Genomic DNA, 26,231 nt, shown 5'->3' on the forward strand with positions numbered 1-26,231 from the left:
GCATGGAACGAGGCGATCCCCGGTGCCCTACCTCAAGCCCGAGCCCTGGTCGTTCACCATCGCGCCCGAGCCGTACGACGCCGAGAGCGCGATCCGCCTCCGTGCCGCTGCCCGGATCGAGCTCAACAGCGTCAACGCCGGACCGGACCTCGGTCCCGAGCTCACGGCCGACGAGGTGCCCGTGCACCTGCTCGCCCGGGACAGCGCGGGCGTCCCGATCGGGTGTGCGGGGCTCACGCCGGTCCAGGACGGGGTCCACGAGGTCCGGAAGCTCTACGTCCGGTCCGACGCGCGGAGTCTCGGCGTGGCCGATGCGCTCCTGGAGCACCTGATCGCTGCCGGCCGCGAACTGGGCGCCCCGGCCCTGGTCATGGAGACGGGATCCCAGGCGACGCAGACCGTCCGGTTCCTCGAACGATCCGGGTTCTCGCGGATCGCGCCGTTCGGCCGCTACGCCGACAACCCGAGCTCGGTCTGCTTCGCGCGGGTGCTCTGACCGCCTGCGCCCCTGGTGACCCGCCATGAGTCGACGGTGTTGGTGTCGGACGACGCGCACCCCGTCGGAAACAGGCGGATCCCGGGGCGGGGGATGGCGGCTCAGCCAGTGGTGGCGGGGCCCGCCACGCGGCGCTGCAGCTCCCGCGCGAACGGCCGGACGCGCTCGGCGAGCTCGGGCCACCGTTCCTCGGCGTAGTCCTCGGTGCGGAACGTGACGGCGATCGACGCGACGGGCCACCCCGTGCTGTCGCGGACGCAGAGTGCGACGGACGCGAGCCCGGCGCTCACGCCCTCGTGCTCCCACGCGAACCCGCGCGCCCGGGTGGCGGCGAGCACGGTGCGGAGACCGCGGGGGTCGCGGGGGTCGTCCCCCTCGGCGAACACGGTCCGATCGGGGAACAGGGCGCGGATCTGGGGGGCGTCGAGCTCGGCGAGCATCGCTCGACCGCTCGCGGTGACGTGGCTCGGCAGTCGGACCCCGACGTCCGAGACCAGGACGGGGCGGTGCGGGGCGCGCTCCTCGAGGACGTAGACGACGTCGCGGCCCTGGAGAACGGCGATGTGCGCGCTCTCGCCGAGTCGGTCGACGAGCGAGCCGAGGACGGGGGCGCCGAGCCGGGCGAGCGGCGCCTGCCGGAGGTACCCGGACCCGAGTTCGAACGCGGCGACGCCGATCCCGTACCGCCGCTCCTCGGGGTAGTGCACGACGAACCCCTCGGCCTCGAGCGCGGCGAGCAGGTGGTACGTCGACGACCGGGGCAGGCGGAGTTCGCGGGCGACGGCCGCAGCGGTCACGGGCCCGCGTTGGGCGCCGAGGTACCGGAGCAGCCGGACCGCGTTCGTGGCGGCGGGGACAGAGCGGGGCTCGGCCACGGTCCTCCCGTCCGTCCTGCGGCCGCCGGGGTGCGTGACGGGCCGGATCGACCGCCACGTGACGGGGCTGTTTCCGCCACGTGACGCGTCTCGTATCCGAGACCCTAGTGCCTCCGGACTCGCTGTGCCGGCGACGGGGGTGCGCTGTCATGGGGACGACGACGATCCGGAGGACCCCTTGACCGACACCACCACGCACTCGGTGCGCGCGCCGCGCGGCCCCGAGATCACCGCCCGCTCGTGGCAGACCGAAGCCCCGATGCGGATGCTCATGAACAACCTCGACCCCGAGGTCGCCGAACGCCCCGAGGACCTCGTGGTCTACGGGGGCACCGGGCGGGCGGCGCGCAGCTGGGCCGCGTACGACGCGATCGTGCGGACGCTGCGTGAGCTCGAGGCGGACGAGACCCTGCTCGTCCAGTCGGGCAAGCCGGTCGGTGTGTTCCGCACGCATGAGTGGGCGCCACGGGTCCTCATCGCGAACTCGAACCTCGTGGGCGACTGGGCGACCTGGCCCGAGTTCCGGCGCCTCGAGCAGCTCGGGCTGACGATGTACGGGCAGATGACCGCGGGCTCCTGGATCTACATCGGGACGCAGGGCATCCTGCAGGGCACGTACGAGACCTTCGCGGCCGTCGCGGCAGAGCGCGCCGCGCGAGCGGGCGAGGACGAGCGGACCGCGTCGCTCGCGGGCACGCTGACGCTGACCGGTGGTGCCGGTGGCATGGGTGGCGCGCAGCCCCTCGCCGTCACGTTGAACGGCGGCGCCGTGCTCGTGGTCGACGTCGACGCGGCACGGATCGCCCGCCGCGTCGACCACGGCTACCTCGACGAGATGACCGAGGACCTCGACGACGCGCTCGACCGGGTGCTCGCCGCCAAGACCGACCGTCGGCCGCTGTCCGTCGGACTGGTCGGCAACGCCGCCACCGTGTTCACGGAGATCCTGGAGCGGGGCGTCGCCGTCGACGTCGTCACCGACCAGACCAGTGCGCACGATCCGCTGAGCTACCTGCCCGAGGGCTACACCGTCGACGAGTGGCACGAGCGGGCCGCGGCCGACCCCGAGGGCTTCACCGCCGACGCGCGGGCGAGCATGGCGAAGCACGTCGCCGCGATGGTCGGGTTCCTCGACGCGGGCGCCGACGTGTTCGACTACGGCAACTCGATCCGACGCGAGGCCGAACTCGGCGGGTACGACCGGGCGTTCGCGTTCCCCGGGTTCGTGCCGGCGTACATCCGCCCGCAGTTCGAGGAGGGCCGTGGACCGTTCCGCTGGGCGGCGCTGTCCGGCGACCCGGAGGACATCGCCAAGACGGACCGCGCGATCCTCGAGCTGTTCCCCGAGAACGAGCGCCTGCGCCGGTGGATCGAGGCCGCGGGCGAGACGGTGCACTTCGAGGGACTGCCGGCCCGGATCTGCTGGCTCGGTTACAAGGAACGGCACCTCGCCGGTCTCACGTTCAACGCGATGGTGGCGAGCGGCGAGCTGAGCGCACCCATCGCGATCGGCCGCGACCACCTCGACTCCGGATCGGTCGCGTCCCCCTACCGCGAGACCGAGGCCATGAAGGACGGATCCGACGCGATCGCCGACTGGCCGCTCCTCAACGCCCTGCTCAACACCGCGTCCGGCGCGACCTGGGTGTCGATCCACCACGGCGGCGGTGTCGGCATCGGCCGGTCGATCCACGCCGGGCAGGTCGTCGTCGCCGACGGCACGGACCTCGCCGCGCAGAAGATCGAGCGGGTGCTGACGAACGACCCCGGCACCGGGGTGATGCGGCACGTCGACGCCGGGTACGAGCACGCCGCCGACGTCGCCCGCGAGCGCGGGCTGCACATCCCGATGATCGAGGAGGCGTGACCACGAGCAGCACGGACGCCGTCGCGCTCCTCCGCGAGCTCGACGACATCGGACGCGATCCCGTCCGCGGCGGGCACAGCCGACACCTCCTCGACGACGCGGACCGCGCGATGCGGGCCTGGTTCGTCGCGGCGGCGGAGGGCATGGGCCTCCGTGTCGAGGTGGACGGCAACGCCAACGTGTGGGCGACCTGGGACGTCGACGACGTCACGGACGACCTCCCCGCGGTCGTGACCGGCAGTCACCTCGACTCGGTGCCCGGCGGCGGCGCGTACGACGGCCCGCTCGGCGTCGTGACCGCACTCGCCGCGGTCGCCCGGTTGCAGGCGGACGCGCACCGGCCCTCCCGCCCGCTCCGGGTCGTCGTGTTCGCCGAGGAGGAGGGCGCGCGCTTCGGCGTCGCGTGTCTCGGATCCGGGCTCATGACCGGCGCCGTGTCGCCCGAGCGGGCGCGCGCGCTCACCGATCCGACGGGCGTGCGGCTCGCCGACGCGTTCACGGCGGCCGGGCTCGACCCGGCGCGGATCGGACCGGACCCCGACCGGCTGGCGGGCATCGCCGCGTTCGTGGAGCTGCACGTCGAGCAGGGACGGCAGCTGGCGCCGCTCGACGCGTCCGTCGGCCTGGCGACGACGATCCTCGCGCACGGACGCTGGTCGGTCCGCATCGAGGGTCGCGGCGACCACGCCGGCGCGACCGAGCTCGCCGACCGGCGTGACCCCGTGCTCGTCGCCGCCGAGGTCGTGCGCGGTGCGCGGGCCCGGTCGCTCGCCGCACCCGCCGCCGCGCGGGCCAGGGCGACCGTGGGCCGGATCGGCGTCGTCCCGGGCGGCACGAACGCCATCGCGTCGTCGGTCACGCTCTCGCTCGACGCCCGCGCCGAGGAGGACGCGGATGTCCGTGCGCTCGTCGACGCGATCGGCCGGGAGGCCCGATCGGCGGCCGTCGCGGAGGGGTGCGTCGTCGAGGTGGCCGAGGAGTCGTTCAGCCCGCGTGTCGCGTTCGACACCACGCTGACGGACCGCATGGCCACCGTGCTCGGCGAGCCCCCACGGGTCCCGACGGGCGCGGGGCACGACGCCGGTGTGCTCAGCGCCCACGTCCCGACCGGCATGCTGTTCGTCCGCAACCCGGACGGCGTCTCGCACGCACCGGGCGAGTCCGCGTCCGTCGACGACGTGCGGGCCGGCGTCGACGCGCTCGTCGCCGTGCTCCGGGAGCTGACGTGAGGGTCCAGCTGGGGCGCCTGGTGCTGCCGGACGTCGTCACCGGGCCGCTGACCGTCGACCTCGACGGCGACGGCGTGGTGACCGCGGTCGAGCCCGGTACGGGACGCGCGGACCTCGCGGTCGACACGGCGGTCCCCGCGTTCGCGAACACACACTCGCACGCGTTCCACCGCCTGCTCCGCGGCCGGACGAACGCGCGCGGCGGGGACTTCTGGACGTGGCGGACCCGCATGTACGCGGTGGTCGCGGCCCTCGACCCGGACACCCTGCACGACGTGGCGCTCGCCGTGTACGGCGAGATGGTCGCCGCCGGGTACGGCGCGGTCGGCGAGTTCCACTACCTGCACCACCGGGACGACGGCACCCCCTACCCCGCGCACGACATGGAGCTGGCGCTCGCGGCCGCCGCGGCGAGCACCGGGATCCGTCTGACCCTCCTCGACACCTGCTACCTGTCCGCCGGGTTCGGAGCCCCGCTCGAGGGCGCGCAACGTCGGTTCGGCGACGGCACGGTCGAGCGCTGGGCGGAGCGGTGGTGGGCGCTGCGGGACGTCCTGGCCCGCGAGCACCCGACCGTGACGCTCGGAGCCGCCCTGCACTCCGTCCGGGCCGTGTCCGAGCACGAGGCCGCACGTGCCGTCGAGCTCCTGCCGCCCACCGTTCCGCTGCACGTGCACCTGTCCGAGCAGCCGGCCGAGAACACCGCGAGCACGGCGGCCACCGGACTGACGCCGACCGCGCTGCTCGACCGGGCCGGCGCCCTGGCCGCGCGGACGACCGTCGTCCACGCGACCCACCTGACCGACGAGGACGTCCGCCTGCTCGGCACCGCGCGGGTCGGGGTGTCGATGTGCCCGACGACCGAGGCCGACCTCGGGGACGGACTCGGCCGCGCCTGGGACCTGGCCGACGCCGGGGCCGTGGTCAGCATCGGCTCGGATCAGAACGTCGTCGTCGACCCGTTCGAGGAGCTCCGCGGTGTCGAACGCGGTGCGCGGCTCGCGGCCGGGCGTCGCGGCGTCTTCACCCCGTCCGAGCTCTGGCGTGCCGGCGGGGTGGACGGGCACCGGGCACTCCGGCCCGCGGGTGACCCCGCACCCACCGGCGGGCCGGTCGTCGGCGCCCCCTTCGACGTCGTCGGCATCGATCCGCGGTCCGTCCGCACCGCCGGATCGGCCCCGGAGGAGCTGCTCCACACTGCGACCGCGGCGGACGTCACCGCGGTCGTGCTCGGCGGACGGCTCCGCGACCCGGCCCGAGCGCGCGCCGACACCGTGGCCGTCACCGATCGGTTCCGAGGTGGAGCATGAGCGAACTCGTCACCGGGATCGGCCTGCTCGCGACGCTCGACCCCGGACTCGGCGAGGGGCCGCTCGGCCTCCGCCACGACGCCGCGCTCGTGCTCGACGGCGACCGGGTCGCCTGGGTCGGGGACGCTGCCGCCGCGCCGGCCGCCGACCGCCGCACCGACGTCGCGGGCGCGTGTGTCGTGCCGGGGTTCGTCGACAGCCACGCGCACATGGTGTTCGGGGGCGACCGCACCGACGAGTTCGCCGCCCGGATGGCGGGCCGTCCCTACGCCGCGGGCGGCATCCGCACCACGGTGCGCGCGACCCGGGCGGCGACGGAGGAGGCCCTGGTCGCCCGGACGTCCCGCCTGCTCGACGAGGCCCTGCGCTCGGGCACGACGTCGGTCGAGATCAAGAGCGGCTACGGCCTGACCGTCGAGGACGAGGCGCGGCTGCTCCGGATCGCCGCGCGGTTCACCGACGACACGACGTTCCTCGGCGCGCACGTCGTCCCCGAGGAGTCCGCGGGTGACCGGAACGCCTACGTCGACCTGGTGGCCGGTGCGATGCTCGAGGCCTGCCGACCCCACGCCCGGTGGATCGACGTCTTCTGCGAGGAGGGCGCGTTCGACGTCGACGAGGCACGACGGATCCTGCTCGCCGGGCAGGCGGCGGGGCTCGGTCTCCGGGTGCACGCGAACCAGCTGACCGCGTCCGGAGCGGCACGCCTCGGGGTGGAGCTCGGGGCCGCGAGCGTCGACCACTGCACGTTCCTCGACGACGACGACGTGGACGCACTCGCCGGGTCGAGCACCGTCGCGACGTTCGTGCCCGGGGCGGAGTTCTCGACACGGCAACCGTTCCCGTCGGTCGCGCGCCTCCGCGACGCGGGTGTCCGGACGGCGATCGCGACGGACTGCAACCCCGGATCGTCCTTCACGACCGCGATGCCCTTCTGCATCGCGCTCGCGGTGACGCAGATGGGCATGACGCCGGACGAGGCCCTCGCGGCCGCGACCACCGGGGGTGCCGCCGCACTCCGACGGGACGACGTCGGCGTCCTGCGCGTGGGCAGCCGCGCGGACCTCGTCGTGCTCGACGCGCCCTCGTACGTCCACCTGGCGTACCGGCCGGGCGTGCAACTCGTCGCGGGGGTCTGGCGTTCCGGCGTCCGGACGGAGCGCTGGGCCGCCGCGGATCCCGCGGTCCGGTGACCGAGCTCGTCCGGTTCGCCGACGTCGAGCCCGGGCCCTGGGCCAACGGCGGCGGCGTGACGTGGGAACTGGCCCGCGGGCCCTCGGCGTCCCCCACGTGGGACTGGCGGATCAGCATCGCCGCGGTCGAGGCACCCGGTCCGTTCAGCACGTTGCCGGGTGTGGACCGCACGCTCGTGTGCCTGGGGCCGGAGCCGCTCGCGCTCACGGTCGCGGATGCCGTGCAGATCGTCCCACCGTTCGGATCGGTCACGTTCACCGGCGAGGAGGCCGTGGCCGCGACGAGCACGACCGCGACCCGCGACCTCAACGTGATGACCCGGCGGGGGCGCGCGGTGGCGGACGTCGCCGTGGTCGACGTCGATCCGGGTGTCGAGGCGGAGGTCCTCGCGGACGCGGCCGATCTGACCGTCGTCGTCGCGCTGGACGGCCGGACAGCGATCGCCGAGCCGGCCGCGCTCGGTCCGGACGGGCCTCCGACGCCACTGGCGCCGGGCGATGCGGTCCTCTTCGACCACCTGGACGCGCGCCTCCGCGTCCGGGGATCCGGGCTCGTCTGCCTGGTCCGGATCCGGACGCGCCGCTGACGCGGTTCACGATCTGTCCGTTTTCCGAACGGAACGAACAGATTGACTACTGTTTCGTTGCGCGAGTAGTTCACGACGTGGCATTCTTTTGCCGTGCCCCACCCCCGGGCATCATCACCCCGATCGCGCCCGGCGACGCCGCCAGAAACGAGACCATGATGAGCATCGCGCAGCCCCACCCCCGGGTCTCCGGGACCTCCTTCATCGACCCGTCGAGTGCCGCGCTCGACCGGTTCCCGCCGACGCAGCCGATCGACATGCGGCCGCTGCTCGCCGATCGGGGTGTCTGCTGATGCACAGCACGTACCAGGCCTGGTCCGGCGCCGGCACGATGCGCGCGGGCGCGGGTCGACGCTACGGACTGACCGACCCGGCCGTCATCGACGCCTATGTCTCGCGTCGGGTCGAGGACCCGCGCCTGCTGTCCGGGCGGGGATCGGGCGCCGCGAGCGGCCCGAGCTACGCCGACTTCTTCGCGGCACCCACCGCGTAGCATCCACGCCACCGGAACGACCGACCAGAAGGACCACATCCGCCGATGCCGTTGACCGTCGTCCGCCGCGAAGCGCGGCACCTGTACGCACGAGAGCCGCGGAGCGCGGCCGCTCGCCAGGCCGTCGACGCGCTCCTGGGCGTGCAGAGCGCCGAGGAGCAACAGATCGAGCGCGCCCGGGTCGCGAGCGGCCTGACGAAGAACGAGTTCCACGCCATCCGCTACCTGCTCCAGGCGCAGCGTGACGAGCGGGCCATGGGCCCCAAGGACCTCGTCGTCATGCTCAACGTGTCGAACGCGTCGGTCACCAAGATCGTCGACGAGCTCGAGCGCAAGGGCGACCTCCGGCGGGTGGCGCACCCGAGCGACCGGCGCGCGCAGGTCCTCGAGCCGAGCGAGCAGGCCGCCCGCAAGATCGACGCCGCGTACGAGCGGTTCCACGAGTCCGTCGTGGACGTCTTCGACCGGCTGTCCGACGAGGACAACGCCGTCGTGACCCGTGTGCTGACGACCCTGACGACCGCCATGGCCGAGCGGGCCGCCGCCGAGACGGCCTCCACACCGGCTGTCCCCGCCGACGGATCCACCGGACAGGAGCAGCTGAGCGACCACGCGGACGCCGCTCGATAGCGTCGATTCCTCCCCCTCCGAGCGACGGCCCGACCGTCGGGTCTCCGACGGGGCGGATCACGAGGAGCGATGGTGGCGACGCGGAGCACGACAGCCGGGGGAGCCGACACGACGGGGCGACCTGCACCGGGCGGACGGGCCCTGCCACCGCTGACCCCGGGTCCGTACTCGCGACGGCTCGGGTTCGTCGCGGTCGTCGCGACCTTCGGCGGTCTGCTCTTCGGGTACGACACCGGCGTCGTCAACGGCGCGCTCGACTCGCTCACCGCGGATCTCGGGCTCACACCCACGACCGAGGGGCTCGTGACGTCGGCGATCCTCGTCGGGGCGGCGCTCGGCGCGTTCACCACGGGTCGCATCTCCGACCACAACGGTCGGCGACCCACCATCCGCACGCTCGCCGTCGTCTTCTTCGTCGCCGCGCTCGCGTGCGTGCTGTCCCCGACGTGGGAGGTCCTCGTCGCGGCGCGGTTCGTCCTCGGCATCGCCGTCGGCGGGGCGTCCGTCACGGTCCCGGTGTTCCTGGCGGAGCTGTCGCCGACCGAGAAGCGCGGCGGTCTCGTGACCCGGAACGAGCTCATGATCGTGACGGGGCAGCTGGCCGCATTCGCGATCAACGCCGTGATCGGGTCGATCTGGGGCTCCCACACCGACGTCTGGCGGTACATGCTCGCGGTCGCGCTGATCCCCGCCGTCGCGCTGTTCATCGGCATGCTCCGCGTGCCGGAGAGCCCGCGGTGGCTGCTCGGCAAGGGGCGCGAGGACGACGCGCTCGCCGTGCTCCGCACCATCCGCTCGGACGAGCGCGCGGTGGCCGAGATGGCCGAGCTGCACGACCTCGCCGCGGAGGAAGCGGAGGCCCGCTCCGGCCGGATCCGCGATCTGTTCCGCGAGCCGTGGCTCCGCAGGCTCGTGTACATCGGCGGCGGACTCGGCATCGCCCAGCAGGTCACCGGGATCAACTCGATCATGTACTACGGCACGCAGGTGCTGCAGGAGTCCGGGTTCAGCCAGCAGGGTGCCCTGATCGCGAACGTCGGCTCGGGGGTGATCGCGGTCCTCGCCGTCGTGATCGGCCTCCGCTTCATCAACCGACTGGGCCGGCGCACGTTCCTCATCAGCGGGTTCGCGGGCACGACCCTGTTCCATCTGCTGATCGGTCTGGCGTCGGTGATCCTGCCGCAGGGCACGCTCCGCGCGGTGGTCGTCCTCGTGTTCATCATCTGTTTCGTCGGCATCATGCAGGGCACCATCGGGCCACTCGTGTGGCTCATGCTCTCCGAGGTGTTCCCGCTGCGCCTCCGTGGGGCCGGCATGGGGCTCACCGCACTCGTGCTCTGGCTCGCGAACTTCGGGGTCAGCCTGACGTTCCCCATCGCCGTCGCGGCCTTCGGGATCTCGACGACGTTCTTCGTGTTCGCCGTGCTCAACGCCGCCGCGCTCGTGTTCGTGCTCACGGTCGTCCCCGAGACCCGGGGGCGATCGCTCGAGCAGCTCGAAGCCGACTTCGCCACGGGGGCGATCTCGATCCACGGGTCGACGAACGACGTCACGAACGCCCGGTACCAGCAGGACGGCGGGTCGTCACGCCCCTGATCACGCTCCGGCCCACGCGCCCCTGACCGCCTCCGGGCGCCCACCCCGCCGACACGACCCCGCCAACTGGGGGTCTGTGAGGTCGCACAGGGGCTGTTGTCGGGCCTCCGCTCGGGCTAGCGTCGTCAGGTCGGCGATCGCAACCCGAATCGGCGCCGGGCACCCCCGACCGCTCAGCCTCCGAGAGTGACCATGCGCACCGTCCGTCTGCCCCTCATCGTCGTCGCCGCCGCCGCCCTCACGGTCACCGGCTCGGCCCTCCCCGCGGTGGCGGACGAGCCGGGAGGCGCGACCACCGCCACGACGTCCGCCGCGTCGACGTCCACCCCCTCCGCCGCGGCGCCCGCGCCGTCGGCGGCCTCGCCCGCGTCCGGGGCCACCGCATCGGCCGCGCCGACCGCGTCGCCGAGCCCCTCGGCCACGACGCCCGCCCCCTCCGCGACAGCGACGGCCCCGGCCCCCAGCGGTGCTCCGATCGACATGACGGTCGTGCTGCAGCCGTCCGATCGCGGTGAACTCCGCGACCTGGTCCGCCGGGCGGACACCATGACGAAGGCCCAGCGGAAGGACGCGCTCACCGACGTCGCCCCGACCACGGACACCCGGGACGACGTGGTCGACGCACTCCGTGCGGCGGGCCTCCACGTCACCGCACAGGACACGTGGGACGTCCAGGTCTCGGGCACGGTCGCCCAGGCGGAGTCCGTGTTCGGCGTCGACCTCGCGGGCAAGGGGGACACCCTGCACCCGACGACGGCGCTGGACCTGCCGTCGGGCCTGTCCGGCGCGGTGACGACCGTGCTCGGCCTCGACCAGCGCCCGGTGTTCGAGCACCACGCACTCCCCGGCGGCAGGACCCCGGCCGACCTGGCCAGCGCCTACGGCGTGACGCGCTCCGGGAGCACCGGTGCCGGGACGACGGTCGCCACGGTGCAGTTCTCCGGCTGGTCGAAGAGCGATCTGACCACCTACGCGAACGCCGTGGGCGTCACGTTGCCGTCGATCACGCAGGTCGCGGTCGACGGCGCGTCGACCACCACGTCCGTCGACGGTGGCGGCTCCGAGGTCGCCCTGGACCAGGAGATGCTCTTCGCCACCGCGCCGAAGGCGTCCCAGCGCATCTACGTCGCGCCGAACTCGGCCCAGGGCATCTACGACGCGTACGACCGCGTCGCGACCGACGTCACGAGCAGTGGCATCGTCGCGCTGAGCACCTCGTGGGGGATGTGCGAGTCGTCGCTGTCCTCGTCGTTCGAGAGCGCCGTCCAGGACGCCATCGATCGCGCGGTCGTCGCCGGTGCGACCACCTTCGCGGCCTCGGGTGATGACGGCGCCTACGACTGCGGCGGCGGGACCTCGAGCACGCCCGACGTCGACTTCCCGGCCGTCGTGCCGTCGGTCGTCGGTGTCGGCGGGACCAGCCTCACGGGGAGCGGCACGAGCTGGCGCGAGACCGCCTGGAGCGACCGGGCCGACGCGGTCGGCAGCGGTGGTGGGTCCTCGACCCGGACCGCGCGGCCGACGTACCAGAGCGGTGTGGGCCTCCCGGGCAGCACGCGGCTGGTACCGGACATCAGCGCGGTGGCCGATCCCGACACCGGCCCCGGCGTCTACATCGGCGCGGAGGGCGGCTGGGTCCTCGGCGGTGGGACGAGCGCGGCGGCGCCGATCATGGCGGGGCAGCTCGCCGCCACCCTGTCGAGCCTCGGCTGCAGCACCGGCGTCGGCGACGTGCACGCGGCGCTCTACGGGAACCGCGGGGACTTCCGCGACGTCACGAGCGGCAACAACCTGCTCTACAGCGCGACCACCGGCTACGACATGGCGACCGGTCTCGGTTCCCCGAACTGGGCGGCCCTGGCGACCGCGCTGCCCGGGACGAGCAGCTGCAGCACCTCGCTGACCGCGCCCGCGACCCTCGCCGTCGGCCACTCGATCACGTCGCCGAACCAGCAGTACACGCTGACGATGCAGGCCGACGGCAACCTCGTGCTGTACGGCAACGGGCGTGCGCTCTGGTCGTCCGGGACGAACGGCCGTGGTGGGACCTCGCTCGCGGTGCAGGCCGACGGCAACGCGGTCATCTACACGGCCGCGCAGAAGGCGGTGTGGCAGTCCCGCACGAGCGGCAAGGGCAGCGGGGCTGTCCTGGCGGTCACGAACACGGGCGACCTCCGTCTGACCAGGGGGAGCACGGTGCTCTGGCACACGGGGCTGTCCGGCCGCGACACCCTCAAGGCGCCCGTGACGCTGACCGGCGGCCAGTTCATCCAGGACGGCTCGGGCACGCGGCAGTTCATCATGCAGGCCGACGGCAACCTCGTCATGTACATCGGCGGCCGAGCGCGCTGGGCGACGAACACGAGCAAGTACCACGGCGCGTACATGAGCCTGCAGGCGGACGGCAACCTGGTGGTCTACGACACCTCGGGCAAGGCGCGGTGGGCGTCGAACACCAGCCGGGCCGGGTCGGGCACGACGCTCGTCGTGCAGGGCAACGGCAACGTCGTGCTCAAGAAGGGCTCGACGGGCATCTGGTCGACGGGCACGAAGGGCTGAGTTGCCAGGAGGGCTGGGTCAGTCGACGCGCGGCCAGTCCGTCGTCAGGTACGCCTCGACGGCACGGTTGCGGAACGAGTAGGGCTTGCCCCGGTCGATGATCCCGCGGACCGTGTCCAGTCGCTGCGAGAACGGCCCCACCTTCGTCGCGGAGGTCATGCCCATCTGGGCGGCGATCTTCGTCAGCGTGCGGTCGGCCGGCGGCAGCGCCGCCATCGCGTCGACGAACTCGTGTTCACGAGCCGGCAGCCGGTTCAGGATGCGCTCGACGTGTGCCGAGGCCTCACCCTGAGCTCCGCGCCACCCGGCCACGACCTCCTCCTGGGAGATGGTCGAGGCGCTCCCTGCATTCCAGGCGCGTTGACCGGCGAGCTGGAACAGGAACGGCTCCCCGCAGCAGAGAGCCACGACGGCTCTCGCAGCCCCGGAACTCATCTGGATAGATTCGAGACCGCCGTTCCCGTCGGGGGTGGCCCAACCGTCGAACACGAATGGCTGCAGCGCCTGCAGGAGATCCGCCTCGTCGAGGGCGGCAAGCGTGATGGTGCGGAATCGCCGGGCGAAGGTGGCGCCCTTCCGAGCGCCGGCCATGTCCTCGAAGTCCGGCAGCCCCGTCAGGTACACGGCGAGGGGCAGGTGTCGCTCGACGAGGACACCGCCCGGAGCCGTGACCTCGACCTGGTGCGACAGCGCGTCACCGAGAGCGATGAGCAACTGCGACAGCGCTGCCTCGTCGGTGATGTTCTGCACCTCGTCGATGTGGATCAACACCACGGTGTTCTGCGCGATGGCGGCCTGCCCGAGTTCGACCAGCAGGTCGAACAGTGCGGTGAACGGCTCTGGTCCTGCTTCTCCGCGCACCGCGACGGAGAACCCCGACACCGCGATCTGTTCGACTCGCGCGAGGACGTCCAGGACCCGTTGCCGACTCGTTGCCAGGAGGCCGGCCTTGTCGGCCAGCCGCAGCACTGCGGACGCGACGATCTTCAGCGGATCAGCACCGGCAGCTATGCGCAGTTGGGGGGTGACCCAGTCGCCGCCCTCTGCGGCATCGCGTGCGATCCGGCGTACCAGGCTCGACTTGCCGGTACCAGGTTCACCGAGGATGGTTCGGCCTGTCTCGTACAGGCCCGCATGACGACGCGGGCGAACGACGTCCCGCCAATCGGCCAACTGCTCGACACGACCAGCCCATACATCTGGAACCACGTCGGAACCCGGTTGGAACGGGTTCGTGAGAGGTGAGCGCACTTGATAAATTTAGCACATCCGGCAGGTGACGGTGTTAAATTTAACGAGCAACCTGCTCCTCGTGGACCGTCGTCCCGGTCTCGTGATGGACGGCGCGGGTCAGCTCGTGCGACATCCCGCCAGCCGAGCCGATAGGGCCGGCGGCCGCCCCGGCTGCACGTCGGCATGCAACTCCACGAGATGGAGCTGGAGCTGGTGGCATCGGTGCTGCTCACGCATCCAATTCGTGTAGCGGCGGGTAGCGTCCCTCGTATGACGGATGCTCGCGATCCCCTCGAGACGACCGACGACGGCGTGGACATGACGTTCTCGGAGCGGCGCCACGACGAGCTCACCCGGGCTTCGGGGTCGACCGAGGCGGATGCGGCCCCGCGGATCACCACCGAGGACCGTGGCGACGGCATGACCCGGATCGATGTCGCCGACACCGCGGCGGTGCGACCGGGTGGCGTCGACACGGAGGACTGAGGGCACGGCCCGGGAGACGGAGGGTACGGCAAGTGGCGACTGCTGTGGACACTGACCCGTTGGGTGGCGCTCCTGGGGCTGGTCATGGCCGTCGGTGCCGCGCTCTGGTTCAACAGGACTCCGTGGGCGATGGTGCTCTTCGACCTGGGGGCTCTGATCTGCGCGGTGGCGGGCATCGGTCAGTCCGTTCTCCGGAGTCGCCGGTGGTTGTCGCGGTACGACGTCCAGCCGGCGGCGCGCTCAGACCGGTCGAACACGCGGGCGCTCGTGCTCCGGGGTGCCGCGATGCTCCTGGCGGTGGTCGGCGTCGTCCTCGTCGTCGGGACCGTTCATGCCGTCGACGCCCGAACGTACGACGGGGGAACGGACGCGCTCGGCTTCTTCTTCGCGGTCGTCGCGTTCGTGACGAGCGCCTGGTTCTGGTCGGGTGCGCGGGTGCGACGATGAGGAGACCGGTGCGGAGCGACACGGTTGGCCGAGGTCACGGCGCACGGCGGACCGGCTGATCTGGTCGCGTTGCCCGTGTCGGCCCTCGGTCACCTGGTTCAGATCGGACCGTGCCTCGGGGAAGTCCGACGGCGGAGGAACCGGGACCCGGGTGACGGGCGCGCCGCTCGACCTCAGCGCCCCGTCCGCACCCGCGGATCCACGACCCCGTACACCAGGTCGACGATGACGTTCGCGGTGACGACCAGGAACGCCGCGAACAGCGTGAACCCGACGACGACCTGCAGGTCCAGCGAGTGCACCGCGTCGATGAGCAGTGCGCCGAGCCCCTGCATCGAGAACACCTTCTCGGTGATCACCGCACCGCCGAGCAGGGTGCCGAGGTCGAGCCCGAACAGGGTCACGACGGGCAGGATCGCGGTGCGGAGCCCGTGCCGGACGACGACCTGCGACTCGCTCAGGCCCTTGGCGCGGGCGGTGCGGATGTGGTCCTGGCCCATCACCTCGAGCATCTCGCCGCGGGTCAGTCGGGCGTAGATCGCGGCGCTGATGAACGCGAGCACGCACCAGGGCAGGAGCAGGTGCAGGAACCACTGCACGGGGTCGTCGGTGAACGCGACGTAGCCGCCGGTCGGCAGGATCCGGAGCACGAACCCGAACAGGAGGATCGCCAACAGTCCCACGAGGTACGCCGGCGCCGAGACCCCACCGACGGCGATCGTCATGACCGCCCGGTCGAGCACCGATCCACGTCGGAGCGCGGACACGGTGCCGCCGGCGACACCCGCGACGAGCCACAGCACGGCGGCGCCGATCGCGATGGAGGCCGTGACCGGCAGGCGGGACAGGATCAGCGTCGTGACACTCTGGTGGAGCTGGAACGAGTACCCGAAGCACGGTGCGCCGCAGACCACGGCGGTCGAGCCGCTGCCGAAGTGCCGCCCGACGAAGATGCCCGACAGGTAGTCGAGGAACTGCTGCCACCAGGGCAGGTCGGTGCCGATGAACGCCTTGACCTGCGCCAGGCGGTCGGGCGTGCAGGGCTTGTCGCACATCGCGCGCGCGGCGTTCGTCGGCAGCAGGGTGAACAGCGCGTAGGTGACCGCGGCCACGACGAACAACACCACGATCGCGCCGAGGACGCGGAACAGCACGAAGCGCCAGGTCCTCATCGCGACACCTCCGTCCGGCGCGGGTCGAGGGCGTCGCGGAGGGCGTCCCCGAGCAGGTTGAACGCGAGCGTGATGACGAACAGGGCGGCTCCCGGGAACACGAGGTACATGGGGTCGGTCTGCACCCACCCCACGGCGTCGCCGATGGTGCGGCCCCAGGACGGCGTCGGGGGCGTCACCCCGACGCTGAGGAACGACAGGGCGGCCTCGGCCCCGATCATGCTCGGGATCGAGATCGTCGCGTAGACGGTGATCGTCGCGGCGAGGTTCGGCAGGAGCTGGCGGATGATGACGTGCCAGGAACCGGCGCCCATCGCGGTCGACGCGACGACGAAGTTCCGCTGCCGCAGGGACAGTGTCTGCCCGCGGATCACCCGGGCGACGGCCGGCCAGCCGAAGAACCCGATGACGAGCACGACGAGCACGGGGGCGGGGAACCGGTTCGGCACGATGGCGGTCAGCGCGATCATGAACACGAGCGACGGGAACCCGAACATGACGTCGACGACCCGGCTCATCCCGCGGTCGTACCAGCCGCCGAAGAACCCGGTGGTGACGCCGACGAGCACGCCGAGCACCATCGACAGGATCGTCGCGGCGATCCCGACCCCGAGCGAGGTCCGGGCGCCGTAGGTGACGATCGCGAACAGGTCGCGGCCGGTCAGCGGCTCGACGCCGAACCAGTGCGCGGCACTGATCCCGCCGCCCGTGCCCTTCGGTGCGCCGAACCCGGTGAGCGTCCCGAGGTGGTACCGGTACGGGTCCTGTCCGCTGAGCCCGGCGATGAGCGGTGCGCCGATCGCGACGAGCGCGAACACGACGATGACGATCGCGCTGGCGAGTGCCCAGCGGTCCCGGCCGACGCGGCGGGCGACGGCGCGGAACCCGGTGGCGGCGGGCGTGAGGGCGACGGGGCGGTCGACGACGTTCGCGGTCATGCGCGGGCCTCCTCGGTCGTGCCACCGGCGGCGACGAGCCGGCGCCAGGTGGACCGCCGCTCGGCCTGGCGGACCGGGTCCGCGACGGGGGCGGCGGCGAGCAGCATGCGTGTGTACGGGTCCTGCGGGTCCTCGAGGACCTCGGCCGCCGTGCCGCGCTCGACGACGTGGCCGCGGCGGAGCACGACGACCTCGTCGGCGAGCTGCCGGACGACGGCCAGGTCGTGGCTGATGAGCAGGCACGCGAACCCGAGTTCCGCCTGCAGCGTCGCGAGCAGGTCGAGCACGGTGCGCTGCACGGTGACGTCGAGCGCGCTCGTCGGTTCGTCGGCGATCAGGAGGACCGGGTGCAGGGCGAGCGCGCGCGCCACCGCCACGCGCTGCCGCTGCCCGCCGGAGAGCTGGTGCGGGAACCGGTCGGCGTACCCGGGGTCGAGCCGCACGGCCTCGAGCAGCTCGCGGACCCGGGCCCGGCGGGCGGTCTCGCCGAGGTCGGTGTGCAGGCGCAGCGGCTCGGCGATGCTCCACCCGATCGTCGCGCGGGGGTTGAGCGAGGACGCAGGGTCCTGGAACACGTACCCGACGCGGCTGCGGACCGCGCGGAGCCGCCGCCGCCGCGCGCGCCGGAGATCCGTGCCGGAGACCTCGACGGTCCCGGACGACACCGGGACGAGGCCGGCGAGCGCCCGCCCGATCGTCGACTTGCCCGAGCCGGACTCGCCGACGAGCCCGAGGACCTCGCCCGCGCGGATCGCGAGGTCGATGTCGGCGACGGCGGGCTTCGCGCGCCGTCCCCCGTACGTGATGGCGACGTCGGTCAGGCGGGCCACGACCTCCCGGTCCGTGGACCCGGCCGTGGATCTCGGTCCGGACGACGACGTGCCGGTGGTGGGCCGCGCCTCCGCGTCCGGCCGGGAGGCCCGGCTCGGCCCACCGAGGACGGGGACCGCGGCCAGGAGCTCGCGGGTGTAGGCGGCGTGCGGCGCCGCGAACAGGTCGACGGCCGACCGCGCCTCGACCGCCCGCCCGGCCCGCATGACGAGGACGTCGTCCGCCACGTCGGCGACCACGCCCATGTCGTGGGTGATGAGGAGCACGGCGAGGTCACGCTCGCGACACAGGCGGCGGAGCAGGTCGAGGATCCCGGCCTGCACGGTGACGTCGAGTGCGGTCGTCGGCTCGTCGGCGATGAGCGCGACCGGGTCGGCCGCCAGCGCCATCGCGATCATCGCGCGCTGGAGCTGCCCGCCGGACAGCTCATGGGGGTACGCGCGTCGGACCCGGGCGGGGTCGGCGATGCCGGCGGCGGTGAGCAGCGCCTCCGTCCGGGCGACGACGTCAGCGCCGGACCGGTGCGCACGGACGGCCTCGGCGATCTGCGTGCCGATCGACAGCACGGGCGTGAACGACCCCATCGGCTCCTGGAACACGGTGCCGATGCCCGCACCGCGCACACTGCGGAGGACGTCCGCGTCCGCCCCGACGAGCTCGACGGGCTCCGCGTCGGGCGTGCGCCGGAAGCGGATGCTCCCCGACACCGCGGCGGTCGACGGCAGGAGCCCGAGGACGCTCATCGCCGAGACGGACTTGCCGGAACCGGACTCGCCGACGAGCGCCAGGACCCGGCCGGGGTGCAGGGCGAACGTGATGTCGTCGACGACGGGGGCGCCGCCGCCGAAGGCGACACGGAGCCCCCGGACGTCGAGGACGGGCGCGGTGCGGTCCTCGCTCACTTGGCGAGCGTGACCTTGAGGTAGTTCGGGTACGCGGGGAAGTCCGGCACGAAGAAGTGCTGGACGTCCGAGCCGCGGAGGAACGACTGCTTCGCGTAGGTCAGCGGCACGATCGGCGCGTCCTGCATGATGCGACGGTCGACCTGGGCCCACAGCGCGTTCGCCTTCGAGCGGTTCACCGTCGCCGTCGCCTTCGTGATGAGGGCGTCGACGTCGCTGTTGCTGTAGTGCGACACGTTGTTCCCGCCGTTCCCGATCTGGGACGAGGCGAACAGCGGCTGGATGTTCGCGTTCGCGCTCGGGAAGTCCGGCTGCCAGCCGTACAGGACGAGGTCGTACGACGAGTCGTTCGTGGCGTCGGTGTAGAAGCTGTCGACGTCCTCGGGCTTGAGCGTCACCGCGATGCCCGCGCGCTTGAGCCCCTGCTGGAGCGCCTGCGCCTGGGCGAGGTACGACGGGTCGTTCTGCGTCAGGAGCGTGAAGTGCAGGTCCTTCTGGCCCGCCGCCTTGAGCAGCGCCTTCGCCTTCTTCACGTTCCCGGACGCCGGCGCCTTGTACAGGTCGTACGACTTGCGGCCCGCGATGCCCGGTGTGATGAGCGTCGACGCGTACGTGCCCGCCTGGGCGCCACCGGCGGCGATCCGGAAGGCGCGCTTGTCGGTCGCGTACTCCAGGGCCTTGCGCACCTGGAGGTCCTTCAGTGCGCCACGCTGCGTGTTCATGGCGAGGTACGTGATCGGGCCGGCCTTCGACGTGGCGACGCGCGACGCGGCGGACGGGTTCTGGCGGACCTGGTTGAGCTCGGCGGCCCCGAGGTAGGTGGCGGCGAACGAGTCCTTCGCGTCACCCGAGTCGGCGATGAGGCTCTGCGTCACGGTCGACTCGTCCTGGCTCTCCTCGAACACGATCTTCGCGGGGCCCGCGGTGCGCACCGCGTCCGTCCGGGCGCTCCAGTGCTTGTTCCGCACGAGGGTCAGCTGGGAGCCCTGCTGGTTCGACTGCACCTGGTAGGGCCCCGACGCGACCGGCTTCGCGTCGTACGTGTTCGGGTCGCCCTTGCCCTGCGGCACGGGCGCGAACGCGGGCATCGACGCGATCCACGGCCAGTCGCCGTAGGCCGCATCGAGGTGGAACACGATCGTGCGGTCGTCGGGCGTCGCGATGCTGTCGAGCTGCCCGCCGTCGAACGGACCCTGGTAGCTCGAGCCGCCGACGAGCAGCGACTTGTGGTAGCTCAGGCCACCGGTGAGGGTCGGCGCGAAGGAGCGCTCGACGCCGTACTTGATGTCCTGGCTGGTGATCGGGGTGCCGTCCTGGAACTCGATCCCCTTCTTCAGGTGGTAGGTCCAGGTCTTCCCGCCGTCGCTCGGCGTGCCCGTGGTCGTGGCGAGGTCCGGCACGACCTTCGCCGTCTTCCCCGGCCGGATGTCCCACGTGGTGAGGCGTCGGACGACCAGGCCGAGCGTCGTCGTCGACAGGTTCTGGCTCGTCGCGGGATCGAGGTGCACCGCCGTCGCGGTGGTCAGGATGTGGAGCGTCCCGCCCTTCGTGCTGCTGGCGGCGCTCGCCGGCGCGGCCCCCGTGGCGCCGGAGTACCCGGTGAGTGCGAGTGCGAGTGCCGCGGTGGCGGCGACGACGGTGGCGGTTCTCAGGTGGTGCATGGGGTTCCCTCGGTGCGTTCGCGGACGTTCCTGGAACCCAGCCTGGACCCGGTGCATTCCCCCGGGACTCGGGAATGACGCGATGTGACGGTCCGCGTCAACCCGGGAGATCGCACCCGCAGGACATCCGGAGCACGAGTTCGCCGTCGAACAGTTCGTGACGCGGGTCCTCACCCCCCTCGAGGACCCGCTGCACGGCGCTCCGCGCCATCTCCTCGATCGGCTGTCGGAACGAGGTGAGGGTGGGCCAGGCGTACTCGCCCTCCCACGAACCGTCGAAGGACGCGATCGCGACGTCCGCGGGCACGGCGACCCCCCGCTCGTGGAACGCTCGCATCAGTCCCACGGCGGTGCGGTCCGAGGCGACGAAGAACGCGCGAGCGTTCCCGCGGACTTCGGCGTCCCCCGCGATCCGACGTCCGGCGTCGCGTCCGCCCGGTCGGGTGATGTCCGCCGGGACGAACGGCCCCGCAGCCACCCCAGCGTCGGCGCACGCCTGTAACCAGCCGATGTACCGGGGCTCGTGCGGGTTCGCCTCGCCCACGTAGCCCACGCGCTCGTACCCGTGCTCGAGGAGGTGGCGCGTGGTCGCCATCGCGCCGGCGCGGAGGTCGACCCCGAGGCTGCCGACCCCTCGTTCCGGTGTGGCCACGTTGAGCGCGACCCACGGCAGGCCGACCCGGTCGACCGACGCCCGGTCGACCGCGGGCTCCCCTGGAAGCACGAGAACGCCGTCGAACTGTCGCGACGCGAATTCACGGAAGCGGGCGAGTACCTCTGCCGGCTCGAACGATGTGGCCGTGGTGTAGAGGGCGTAGCCACGCTCGCGGGCGGCGGCCTCGAGCGTGCTGGCGTACTCGCTGAAGAACGGATTCGCGAAGATCGGGTCGGGTCCGCTCGGGACGAGGAACACGAGCGTCCGTGCGGACCCCGATCGCAATGCACGGGCAGCCTGGTTCGGCTGGTACCCGAGCTGCTCCACGGCAGCGAGAACCCGTTGCGCGGTCGCGGGAGCGACGGGGGATCCGCCGTTCAGCGTGTAGCTCACGACCGCATCGCTCACCCCGGCGAGCTGCGCGACGTCGCGACGTGTGGGACCGCGCGACGACGGCCTCCGTCCCGTCACCGTCTGCTCCCGTGCACAGCACTCAGCTTAGGTCGGCGTCGCCGTGCGTCCCGTCGGCCGTCGCGGACCCCGCTGACCCGACCATGGCGGGCCCGGGCAGGGCGGTCCCGGGCAGGGCGGTCCCGACCGGCACGGGAGCGTCGCCGAAGTCCGGGATCGACAGACGCTCCCCACCGCGGAGTGCTGATCGGAACGCGACGAGACCCGGCAGCGTGTACCGGGCGGCGACCCACGCGTTGACGGTCGGAAGCGTTCCTCCCTCGACGGCGCGGACGAAGTCGTCCGCCAGGAACCGGTGGCTGCCCTCGTGCCCGTCCGGCGCGACGTCGAACTCCCGTGGGAGTCGGCGGGCCTCCTCCGCGTGCACCTTCGCGTGCCCGGAGCTGAATGCACCCCGGAGTGACGGGGCGATGTCCGCCAGCAGCGGGTCGCCCTCGCGCACGGCCGGTTCGGACGCGATGAGGTCGGAGACGTCCTCGGCGCCGTGCTTGTCCTGCCAGATCGAGGTCGTCGCGAGCTGTTCGAAGCTCCCCTCGGTACCGAACCAGCGGAACCGGCTCTCGCGGATCGGGGAGGGGTAACCGACGCGGCGGAACTCGTTGATCCGCATCGATCCTCCCCCGTCGAGCTCGAACAGCGCGGTCATGTTCGAGAAGTCGTTGTCGAACATGCTCACGGCGGTGTCGAAGACGCCGTCGTCGCGGTCGTCGTGCACGCCGATGCAACTGACGCTGACGGCGTGCTGCGGGATGGCGCCGAGGACCCCACCGATCGCGTGCGTGGGGTACCACATGGGTGGGTAGCTGGCCGTGGCCTTCCACCCGTCTCCACCGCTGTACCGGTAGGCGTCGTAGAACCCCAGGTCCATGTCGTGAAGGTAGTCGCCCTCCGCATAGAACACGCGACCGAAGGCACCGGCCGCCAGCTGCTGCCGGGCGAACATGGTGGCGGGGTTGTACTGGCTGGTCTCACCCATCATGTAGGTCAACCCGGTTGCGCGGACGATGTCGATCACCTCGGCGATCTCCGACTCGGACACCGCCATGGGGACCGCGGAGTACACGTGTTTGCCGGCGCGGAGCGCCTTGACGACGATCGGGCCGTGCGTCCACCGCTGTGTGAAGATCGCGACCGCGTCGACGTGCGGATCCGCGAGCATCGCGTCGAGGTCCGGGTGGGTCCCCGCGAGCCCGAGCTCGTCGACGAGGCGGTCCGCGCGCCCCTCGATCACGTCGGTGGCGAAGACGGCGTCGATGCCGGGGTGGAGCTGGAACAGGGCCGCGAAGTGGGCGGAGAACTGACCGGCACCGACCATGCCGATGGTGAACGTCATGAGCTGTCCTTCTGTGCGTCGTTGCACACCGTCCTCGTGAACGGGGCGTCCCGCTAGTGTCCAGCGAAAAGTTACCCGAGTCAACTCCGCGCCACCGCCAGGAATTGCCCCTTGTCCGGTTGCGGTTTACGCGTGTAACGTGCCGCTCCATCGGGCGCAGAAGCCCCTTTCCCCTCCCGGAGGCAAGACAATGAAGTCACGTCAACGCATCGCCGCCCTCGTCGCGGTCACCCTCGCAGTCGGCGCATCCGCCACCGCCTGCAGTGCCTCGGGCGCTGGGTCGGGACCGGTCACGCTGGAGTTCCAGACGGCGCAGTCGGCCGATTCCCCCGTCCTCAAGGTGCTCAAGACCGAGACCGCAGCGTTCGAGAGGAAGCACCCCGACATCCACGTCGACCTGAAGACCGGGGGCGACGACTACGAGTCCCAGATCAAGGTCCGCCTGGCGGCGAACAACCCACCCGACCTCTGGGCCACCCACGGATGGTCGCTGCAGCGGTACGGCAGCTTCCTCGCGCCCCTGCAGAAGCAGCCGTGGGCGACGCACTTCAACGAGGCCCTCGCTCCGGCGATGAAGAACGACAAGGGCGAGTTCTTCGCACTCCCGGTGGACGCCGCCGTCTCGGGGCTCATCGTCAACGAGACGGTCCTGCACCGTGCGGGCGTGGACCCGAGCAGCATCACGGACTGGTCGTCGTTCCTGGACGCCGCGGCGAAGGTCAAGGCGAGCGGTGCCGTGCCGCTGACGCTGGCCGGGTCCAAGGACGGCTCCGCGGGCAACGCGGTCGACTGGCTCGCTCCCGGAGCCTTCGACGCAGCGCAGCTCAAGGCGTTCGAGGCGGGTCGGTTCCCCGGCGCCGGGTACCAGAAGATCCTCGACGTCCTCGAGCAGTTCCGCACCAAGGGCTGGATCAACGCGGACTACTCCTCGGCGACGGGCGATGACATGGCCCAGGCCCTGGCCAGCGACAAGGCGGCCTTCGCGCTCAGCTCCAACTACCTCATCAGTGCGGCGCACGAGTACGCACCCGGCGCGAAGTTGCAGTTCGTCCCGGTCCCGGCGATGAACGGCTCCAAGTCGTACCTCATCGGCGGTGAGAACACGGCGTTCGGAGCCGCCAAGAACGGCGCGCACCTCGCCGACGCGGAGCAGTACCTCGCGTTCCTCGCCCGTCCTGAGAACGACGCGAAGCTCGCCGAGTCCACCGGGAGTCTCCCTGGTCTGACGAACGCGAAGGCGGACCTCGGGTCGCTCGCGTCGAGCTACGACGCCTGGGTCACTCCGGGCAAGGTCGCCCTCGAGCCGTACTTCGACCGGGTGTACCTGCCGAACGGGATGTGGAACACGGTGGTCACCACCGCGGACAGCGTCATCGCCGGTCAGGCGTCGCCGGGGACGAGCACGTCGAAGGTCGCCGGGGACTTCAGGACTCTCTACAAGAAGGCCGACCAGTGACCACATCCACCGCCTTGGGCGCGCCGGAGATCGGCGTCCGGACGGGGCGGGTCCGGACACGGCGCCGGTTCCGGGGGGCGTCGGTGAACCTCCTGTACGTGCCGGCGCTCGTCCTGTTCGCGGTGTTCACCGTGTACCCGCTCATCAGCGGCATCCGACTCTCGTTCACCGACTGGGACGGCTACACGCCCGCGTTCTCCTGGGTGGGCTGGAGCAACTACGAACGGCTCTTCACCGACAGCACGTTCCGGAGCGTGCTCGTCACCACGTTCGTCTACGGCATCGGCAGCACCGCGATCCAGCAGGTGCTCGGGCTGGGACTCGCGCTCGCGCTCGACCGTCCGGTGCGGGGACGGGGGCTCGCCAAGGCGGTCATCTACCTGCCGGTGCTGGTCTCACCGATCGTCATGGGAACGTTCTACTACCTGCTGTTCCAGTACGACCGAGGTGCCCTCAACGAGATCGTCATCGCGCTCGGAGGTCATCGCCACGCGTGGCTCAGCACCACGGTGAGCGGCGTCGTCATCATCGTCATCGTCAACTCGCTGCAGTTCGTGGGCACCTCGATGATCATCTACCTCGCCGGGCTGCAGTCGATCGCTCCCGAGTACACCGAGGCGGCGATGCTCGACGGCGCGAACGCGTGGCACCGGTTCTGGTCGGTGACGTTGCCCCTGCTCCAGCCCGCGTTCGCCACGAGCATCGTCCTCAACCTGATCGGGGGCCTCAAGTTGTTCGACGTCATCCAGGTCCTGACCGGCGGCGGTCCGGGCACGGCCACGAGTTCCGTGTCGACCCTCATCGGCACGACGTACTTCGCCAACCAAGCCGCGGGGTACTCGGCCGCGATGGGTGTCGCACTGTTCGTGATCATCGCGATCCTCACCGTCGTCGCGAACGCTGCGCTCAACACCCGACGGTTGGACCAGCAGTGAGCGCCGCGTCGGCACAGCGGGGACCGGCCGCGGAGACCAGGATCCTGGCGTGGATCCCGAACTCCCTCATCGCGGTGTTCGTCATCGCGATGGTCGTGCTGCAACTGGTCCCCTTCTACGTCGCCCTCACGACGTCGTTCAAGGCCAAGACGGACCTGTCGTCGCAGCTGGCGTTCCCGACGACCGGTCTCACGTTCGCGAACTTCGTGCATGCCATCACCGAGGGCGGCATCCTCCGCGCGATGGTGAACAGCGTCGTCGTCGCCGGGATCTCCACCGTGCTCGTCTGCCTGATCGGCGCCGCGGCCGCGTACCCCCTCGCGCGTCGCCCGACCACCCTGAACCGCGCGGTCCTCAGCGTGAACGTGGGGCTGATGATGGTCCCGGCGCTCAGCGTCCTGGTCCCGCTCTACTCGCTGCTGTCCCACATCCACGCGCTCAACACGTACTGGGGCATCGTCCTCGTCATGGTGACGACGAGCCTCCCGCTCGCGATCTTCCTCTACAGCTCGTTCATGCGGTCCCTGCCGCTGTCCGTCGAGGAGGCCGCCCGAATCGACGGCGCGAACCTGTTCCAGACCCTGTTCTACGTCGTCATCCCCATGTTGAAACCCGTCACCGCCACCGTGGGGATCATCACCGGGGTCGGCGTCTGGAACGAGTACGCGCTCTCGGGATACGTCCTCACCACACCTGCCACGCGGACGATCGCCCCCGCGATCGCCTCGTTCTTCTCGATCCAGTCGAGCAACCTCCCCGCGGCGACGGCTGCGGCACTCATCGCCGTCGTGCCCATCGTGATCGCGTACCTCTTCCTCCAGAAGTACTTCGTCCGCGGGCTCGTCGGCGCCGAGAAGGGCTGACCGCGCCGCTCGC

24 protein-coding genes are annotated in these 26,231 nt (G+C 71.8%); 16 read left to right on the forward strand and 8 right to left on the reverse strand.

Annotated elements, in window-relative coordinates:
* Positions 1-22: 22 nt before the first annotated feature.
* Complete coding sequence (locus DEI92_RS06860) at positions 23-496, forward strand: GNAT family N-acetyltransferase (RefSeq protein ID WP_181434723.1); 474 nt, start codon at positions 23-25, stop codon at positions 494-496.
* 101 nt (positions 497-597) lie between these two features.
* Here the strand turns inward: DEI92_RS06860 and DEI92_RS06865 are convergent, their stop codons facing one another.
* Complete coding sequence (locus DEI92_RS06865; protein WP_111012925.1) at positions 598-1,371, reverse strand: IclR family transcriptional regulator; 774 nt, start codon at positions 1,369-1,371, stop codon at positions 598-600.
* 178 nt (positions 1,372-1,549) lie between these two features.
* Here DEI92_RS06865 and DEI92_RS06870 point away from each other — a divergent pair, with 178 nt between their 5' ends.
* The 10 genes from DEI92_RS06870 to DEI92_RS06910 all read left to right on the forward strand — a co-directional run bounded on the left by DEI92_RS06870 (position 1,550) and on the right by DEI92_RS06910 (position 12,835).
* Positions 1,550-3,238: a urocanate hydratase gene (locus tag DEI92_RS06870; protein ID WP_111012926.1), complete on the forward strand. Its 1,689-nt coding sequence runs from the start codon at positions 1,550-1,552 to the stop codon at positions 3,236-3,238.
* Positions 3,235-4,467, forward strand: coding sequence for an allantoate amidohydrolase (locus DEI92_RS06875; RefSeq protein WP_111012927.1), 1,233 nt, complete (start codon positions 3,235-3,237; stop codon positions 4,465-4,467). Before DEI92_RS06870 ends, DEI92_RS06875 begins: the two co-directional genes overlap by 4 nt.
* Entirely contained in the window at positions 4,464-5,777 is a 1,314-nt protein-coding gene (locus DEI92_RS06880) for a formimidoylglutamate deiminase (RefSeq protein ID WP_111012928.1), read from the forward strand. The genes DEI92_RS06875 and DEI92_RS06880 overlap by 4 nt, the downstream gene beginning before the upstream one ends.
* A complete protein-coding gene (gene hutI / locus DEI92_RS06885) occupies positions 5,774-6,970 on the forward strand; it encodes an imidazolonepropionase (RefSeq protein ID WP_111012929.1) in 1,197 nt (398 codons plus the stop codon). The genes DEI92_RS06880 and hutI overlap by 4 nt, the downstream gene beginning before the upstream one ends.
* Positions 6,967-7,557, forward strand: a complete 591-nt coding sequence (locus DEI92_RS06890) for a HutD family protein (protein ID WP_181434725.1) — start codon at positions 6,967-6,969, stop codon at positions 7,555-7,557. Before hutI ends, DEI92_RS06890 begins: the two co-directional genes overlap by 4 nt.
* A gap of 77 nt (positions 7,558-7,634) precedes the next feature.
* Positions 7,635-7,850: a hypothetical protein gene (locus DEI92_RS16310; RefSeq protein ID WP_146249123.1), complete on the forward strand. Its 216-nt coding sequence runs from the start codon at positions 7,635-7,637 to the stop codon at positions 7,848-7,850.
* Positions 7,850-8,050: a hypothetical protein gene (locus DEI92_RS06895; RefSeq protein ID WP_111011666.1), complete on the forward strand. Its 201-nt coding sequence runs from the start codon at positions 7,850-7,852 to the stop codon at positions 8,048-8,050. Before DEI92_RS16310 ends, DEI92_RS06895 begins: the two co-directional genes overlap by 1 nt.
* A 45-nt stretch (positions 8,051-8,095) precedes the next feature.
* The gene (locus DEI92_RS06900) at positions 8,096-8,680 is read left to right on the forward strand and encodes a MarR family transcriptional regulator (protein ID WP_111012930.1); all 585 of its coding nucleotides are present in this window, start codon (positions 8,096-8,098) and stop codon (positions 8,678-8,680) included.
* A 72-nt stretch (positions 8,681-8,752) separates the two neighbouring features.
* The gene (locus DEI92_RS06905) at positions 8,753-10,276 is read left to right on the forward strand and encodes a sugar porter family MFS transporter (RefSeq protein ID WP_309147133.1); all 1,524 of its coding nucleotides are present in this window, start codon (positions 8,753-8,755) and stop codon (positions 10,274-10,276) included.
* A 192-nt stretch (positions 10,277-10,468) separates the two neighbouring features.
* Complete coding sequence (locus DEI92_RS06910) at positions 10,469-12,835, forward strand: protease pro-enzyme activation domain-containing protein (protein WP_111012932.1); 2,367 nt, start codon at positions 10,469-10,471, stop codon at positions 12,833-12,835.
* A gap of 18 nt (positions 12,836-12,853) precedes the next feature.
* On the opposite strand, the gene DEI92_RS06915 is transcribed toward DEI92_RS06910, so the two are convergent.
* Positions 12,854-14,086, reverse strand: a complete 1,233-nt coding sequence (locus tag DEI92_RS06915; RefSeq protein ID WP_111012933.1) for an ATP-binding protein — start codon at positions 14,084-14,086, stop codon at positions 12,854-12,856.
* 252 nt (positions 14,087-14,338) lie between these two features.
* Here DEI92_RS06915 and DEI92_RS06920 point away from each other — a divergent pair, with 252 nt between their 5' ends.
* Both DEI92_RS06920 and DEI92_RS06925 read left to right on the forward strand, forming a co-directional pair.
* Entirely contained in the window at positions 14,339-14,554 is a 216-nt protein-coding gene (locus tag DEI92_RS06920; protein ID WP_111012934.1) for a hypothetical protein, read from the forward strand.
* A 63-nt stretch (positions 14,555-14,617) separates the two neighbouring features.
* Complete coding sequence (locus DEI92_RS06925; protein ID WP_111012935.1) at positions 14,618-15,001, forward strand: hypothetical protein; 384 nt, start codon at positions 14,618-14,620, stop codon at positions 14,999-15,001.
* A gap of 173 nt (positions 15,002-15,174) precedes the next feature.
* Here DEI92_RS06925 and DEI92_RS06930 read toward each other — a convergent pair whose 3' ends face one another.
* The 6 genes from DEI92_RS06930 to DEI92_RS06955 all read right to left on the reverse strand — a co-directional run bounded on the left by DEI92_RS06930 (position 15,175) and on the right by DEI92_RS06955 (position 22,964).
* Positions 15,175-16,173: an ABC transporter permease gene (locus DEI92_RS06930; RefSeq protein ID WP_111012936.1), complete on the reverse strand. Its 999-nt coding sequence runs from the start codon at positions 16,171-16,173 to the stop codon at positions 15,175-15,177.
* Positions 16,170-17,111: an ABC transporter permease gene (locus tag DEI92_RS06935; protein WP_111012937.1), complete on the reverse strand. Its 942-nt coding sequence runs from the start codon at positions 17,109-17,111 to the stop codon at positions 16,170-16,172. The genes DEI92_RS06930 and DEI92_RS06935 overlap by 4 nt, the downstream gene beginning before the upstream one ends.
* The gene (locus DEI92_RS06940; RefSeq protein ID WP_111012938.1) at positions 17,108-18,844 is read right to left on the reverse strand and encodes an ABC transporter ATP-binding protein; all 1,737 of its coding nucleotides are present in this window, start codon (positions 18,842-18,844) and stop codon (positions 17,108-17,110) included. The genes DEI92_RS06935 and DEI92_RS06940 overlap by 4 nt, the downstream gene beginning before the upstream one ends.
* Positions 18,841-20,505: an ABC transporter substrate-binding protein gene (locus DEI92_RS06945; protein WP_111012939.1), complete on the reverse strand. Its 1,665-nt coding sequence runs from the start codon at positions 20,503-20,505 to the stop codon at positions 18,841-18,843. Before DEI92_RS06945 ends, DEI92_RS06940 begins: the two co-directional genes overlap by 4 nt.
* Before the next feature lie 97 nt (positions 20,506-20,602).
* The gene (locus DEI92_RS06950; protein WP_111012940.1) at positions 20,603-21,631 is read right to left on the reverse strand and encodes a LacI family DNA-binding transcriptional regulator; all 1,029 of its coding nucleotides are present in this window, start codon (positions 21,629-21,631) and stop codon (positions 20,603-20,605) included.
* A gap of 22 nt (positions 21,632-21,653) precedes the next feature.
* Complete coding sequence (locus DEI92_RS06955) at positions 21,654-22,964, reverse strand: Gfo/Idh/MocA family protein (RefSeq protein ID WP_111012941.1); 1,311 nt, start codon at positions 22,962-22,964, stop codon at positions 21,654-21,656.
* 190 nt (positions 22,965-23,154) lie between these two features.
* On the opposite strand from DEI92_RS06955, the gene DEI92_RS06960 reads away from it, so the two are divergent.
* The 3 genes from DEI92_RS06960 to DEI92_RS06970 are packed head-to-tail and all read left to right on the forward strand — an operon-like array spanning position 23,155 to position 26,218.
* Positions 23,155-24,420, forward strand: a complete 1,266-nt coding sequence (locus tag DEI92_RS06960; protein ID WP_111012942.1) for an ABC transporter substrate-binding protein — start codon at positions 23,155-23,157, stop codon at positions 24,418-24,420.
* Entirely contained in the window at positions 24,417-25,355 is a 939-nt protein-coding gene (locus DEI92_RS06965) for a carbohydrate ABC transporter permease (protein WP_220037467.1), read from the forward strand. Before DEI92_RS06960 ends, DEI92_RS06965 begins: the two co-directional genes overlap by 4 nt.
* Positions 25,352-26,218 (forward strand): carbohydrate ABC transporter permease, encoded by an 867-nt coding sequence (locus DEI92_RS06970; protein ID WP_220037468.1) that lies wholly within the window; start codon positions 25,352-25,354, stop codon positions 26,216-26,218. Before DEI92_RS06965 ends, DEI92_RS06970 begins: the two co-directional genes overlap by 4 nt.
* The last annotated feature ends 13 nt before the right edge of the window (positions 26,219-26,231 follow it).

Origin of the sequence: Curtobacterium sp. MCBD17_034 (assembly GCF_003234515.1) — a bacterium.
GTDB lineage: Bacteria > Actinomycetota > Actinomycetes > Actinomycetales > Microbacteriaceae > Curtobacterium.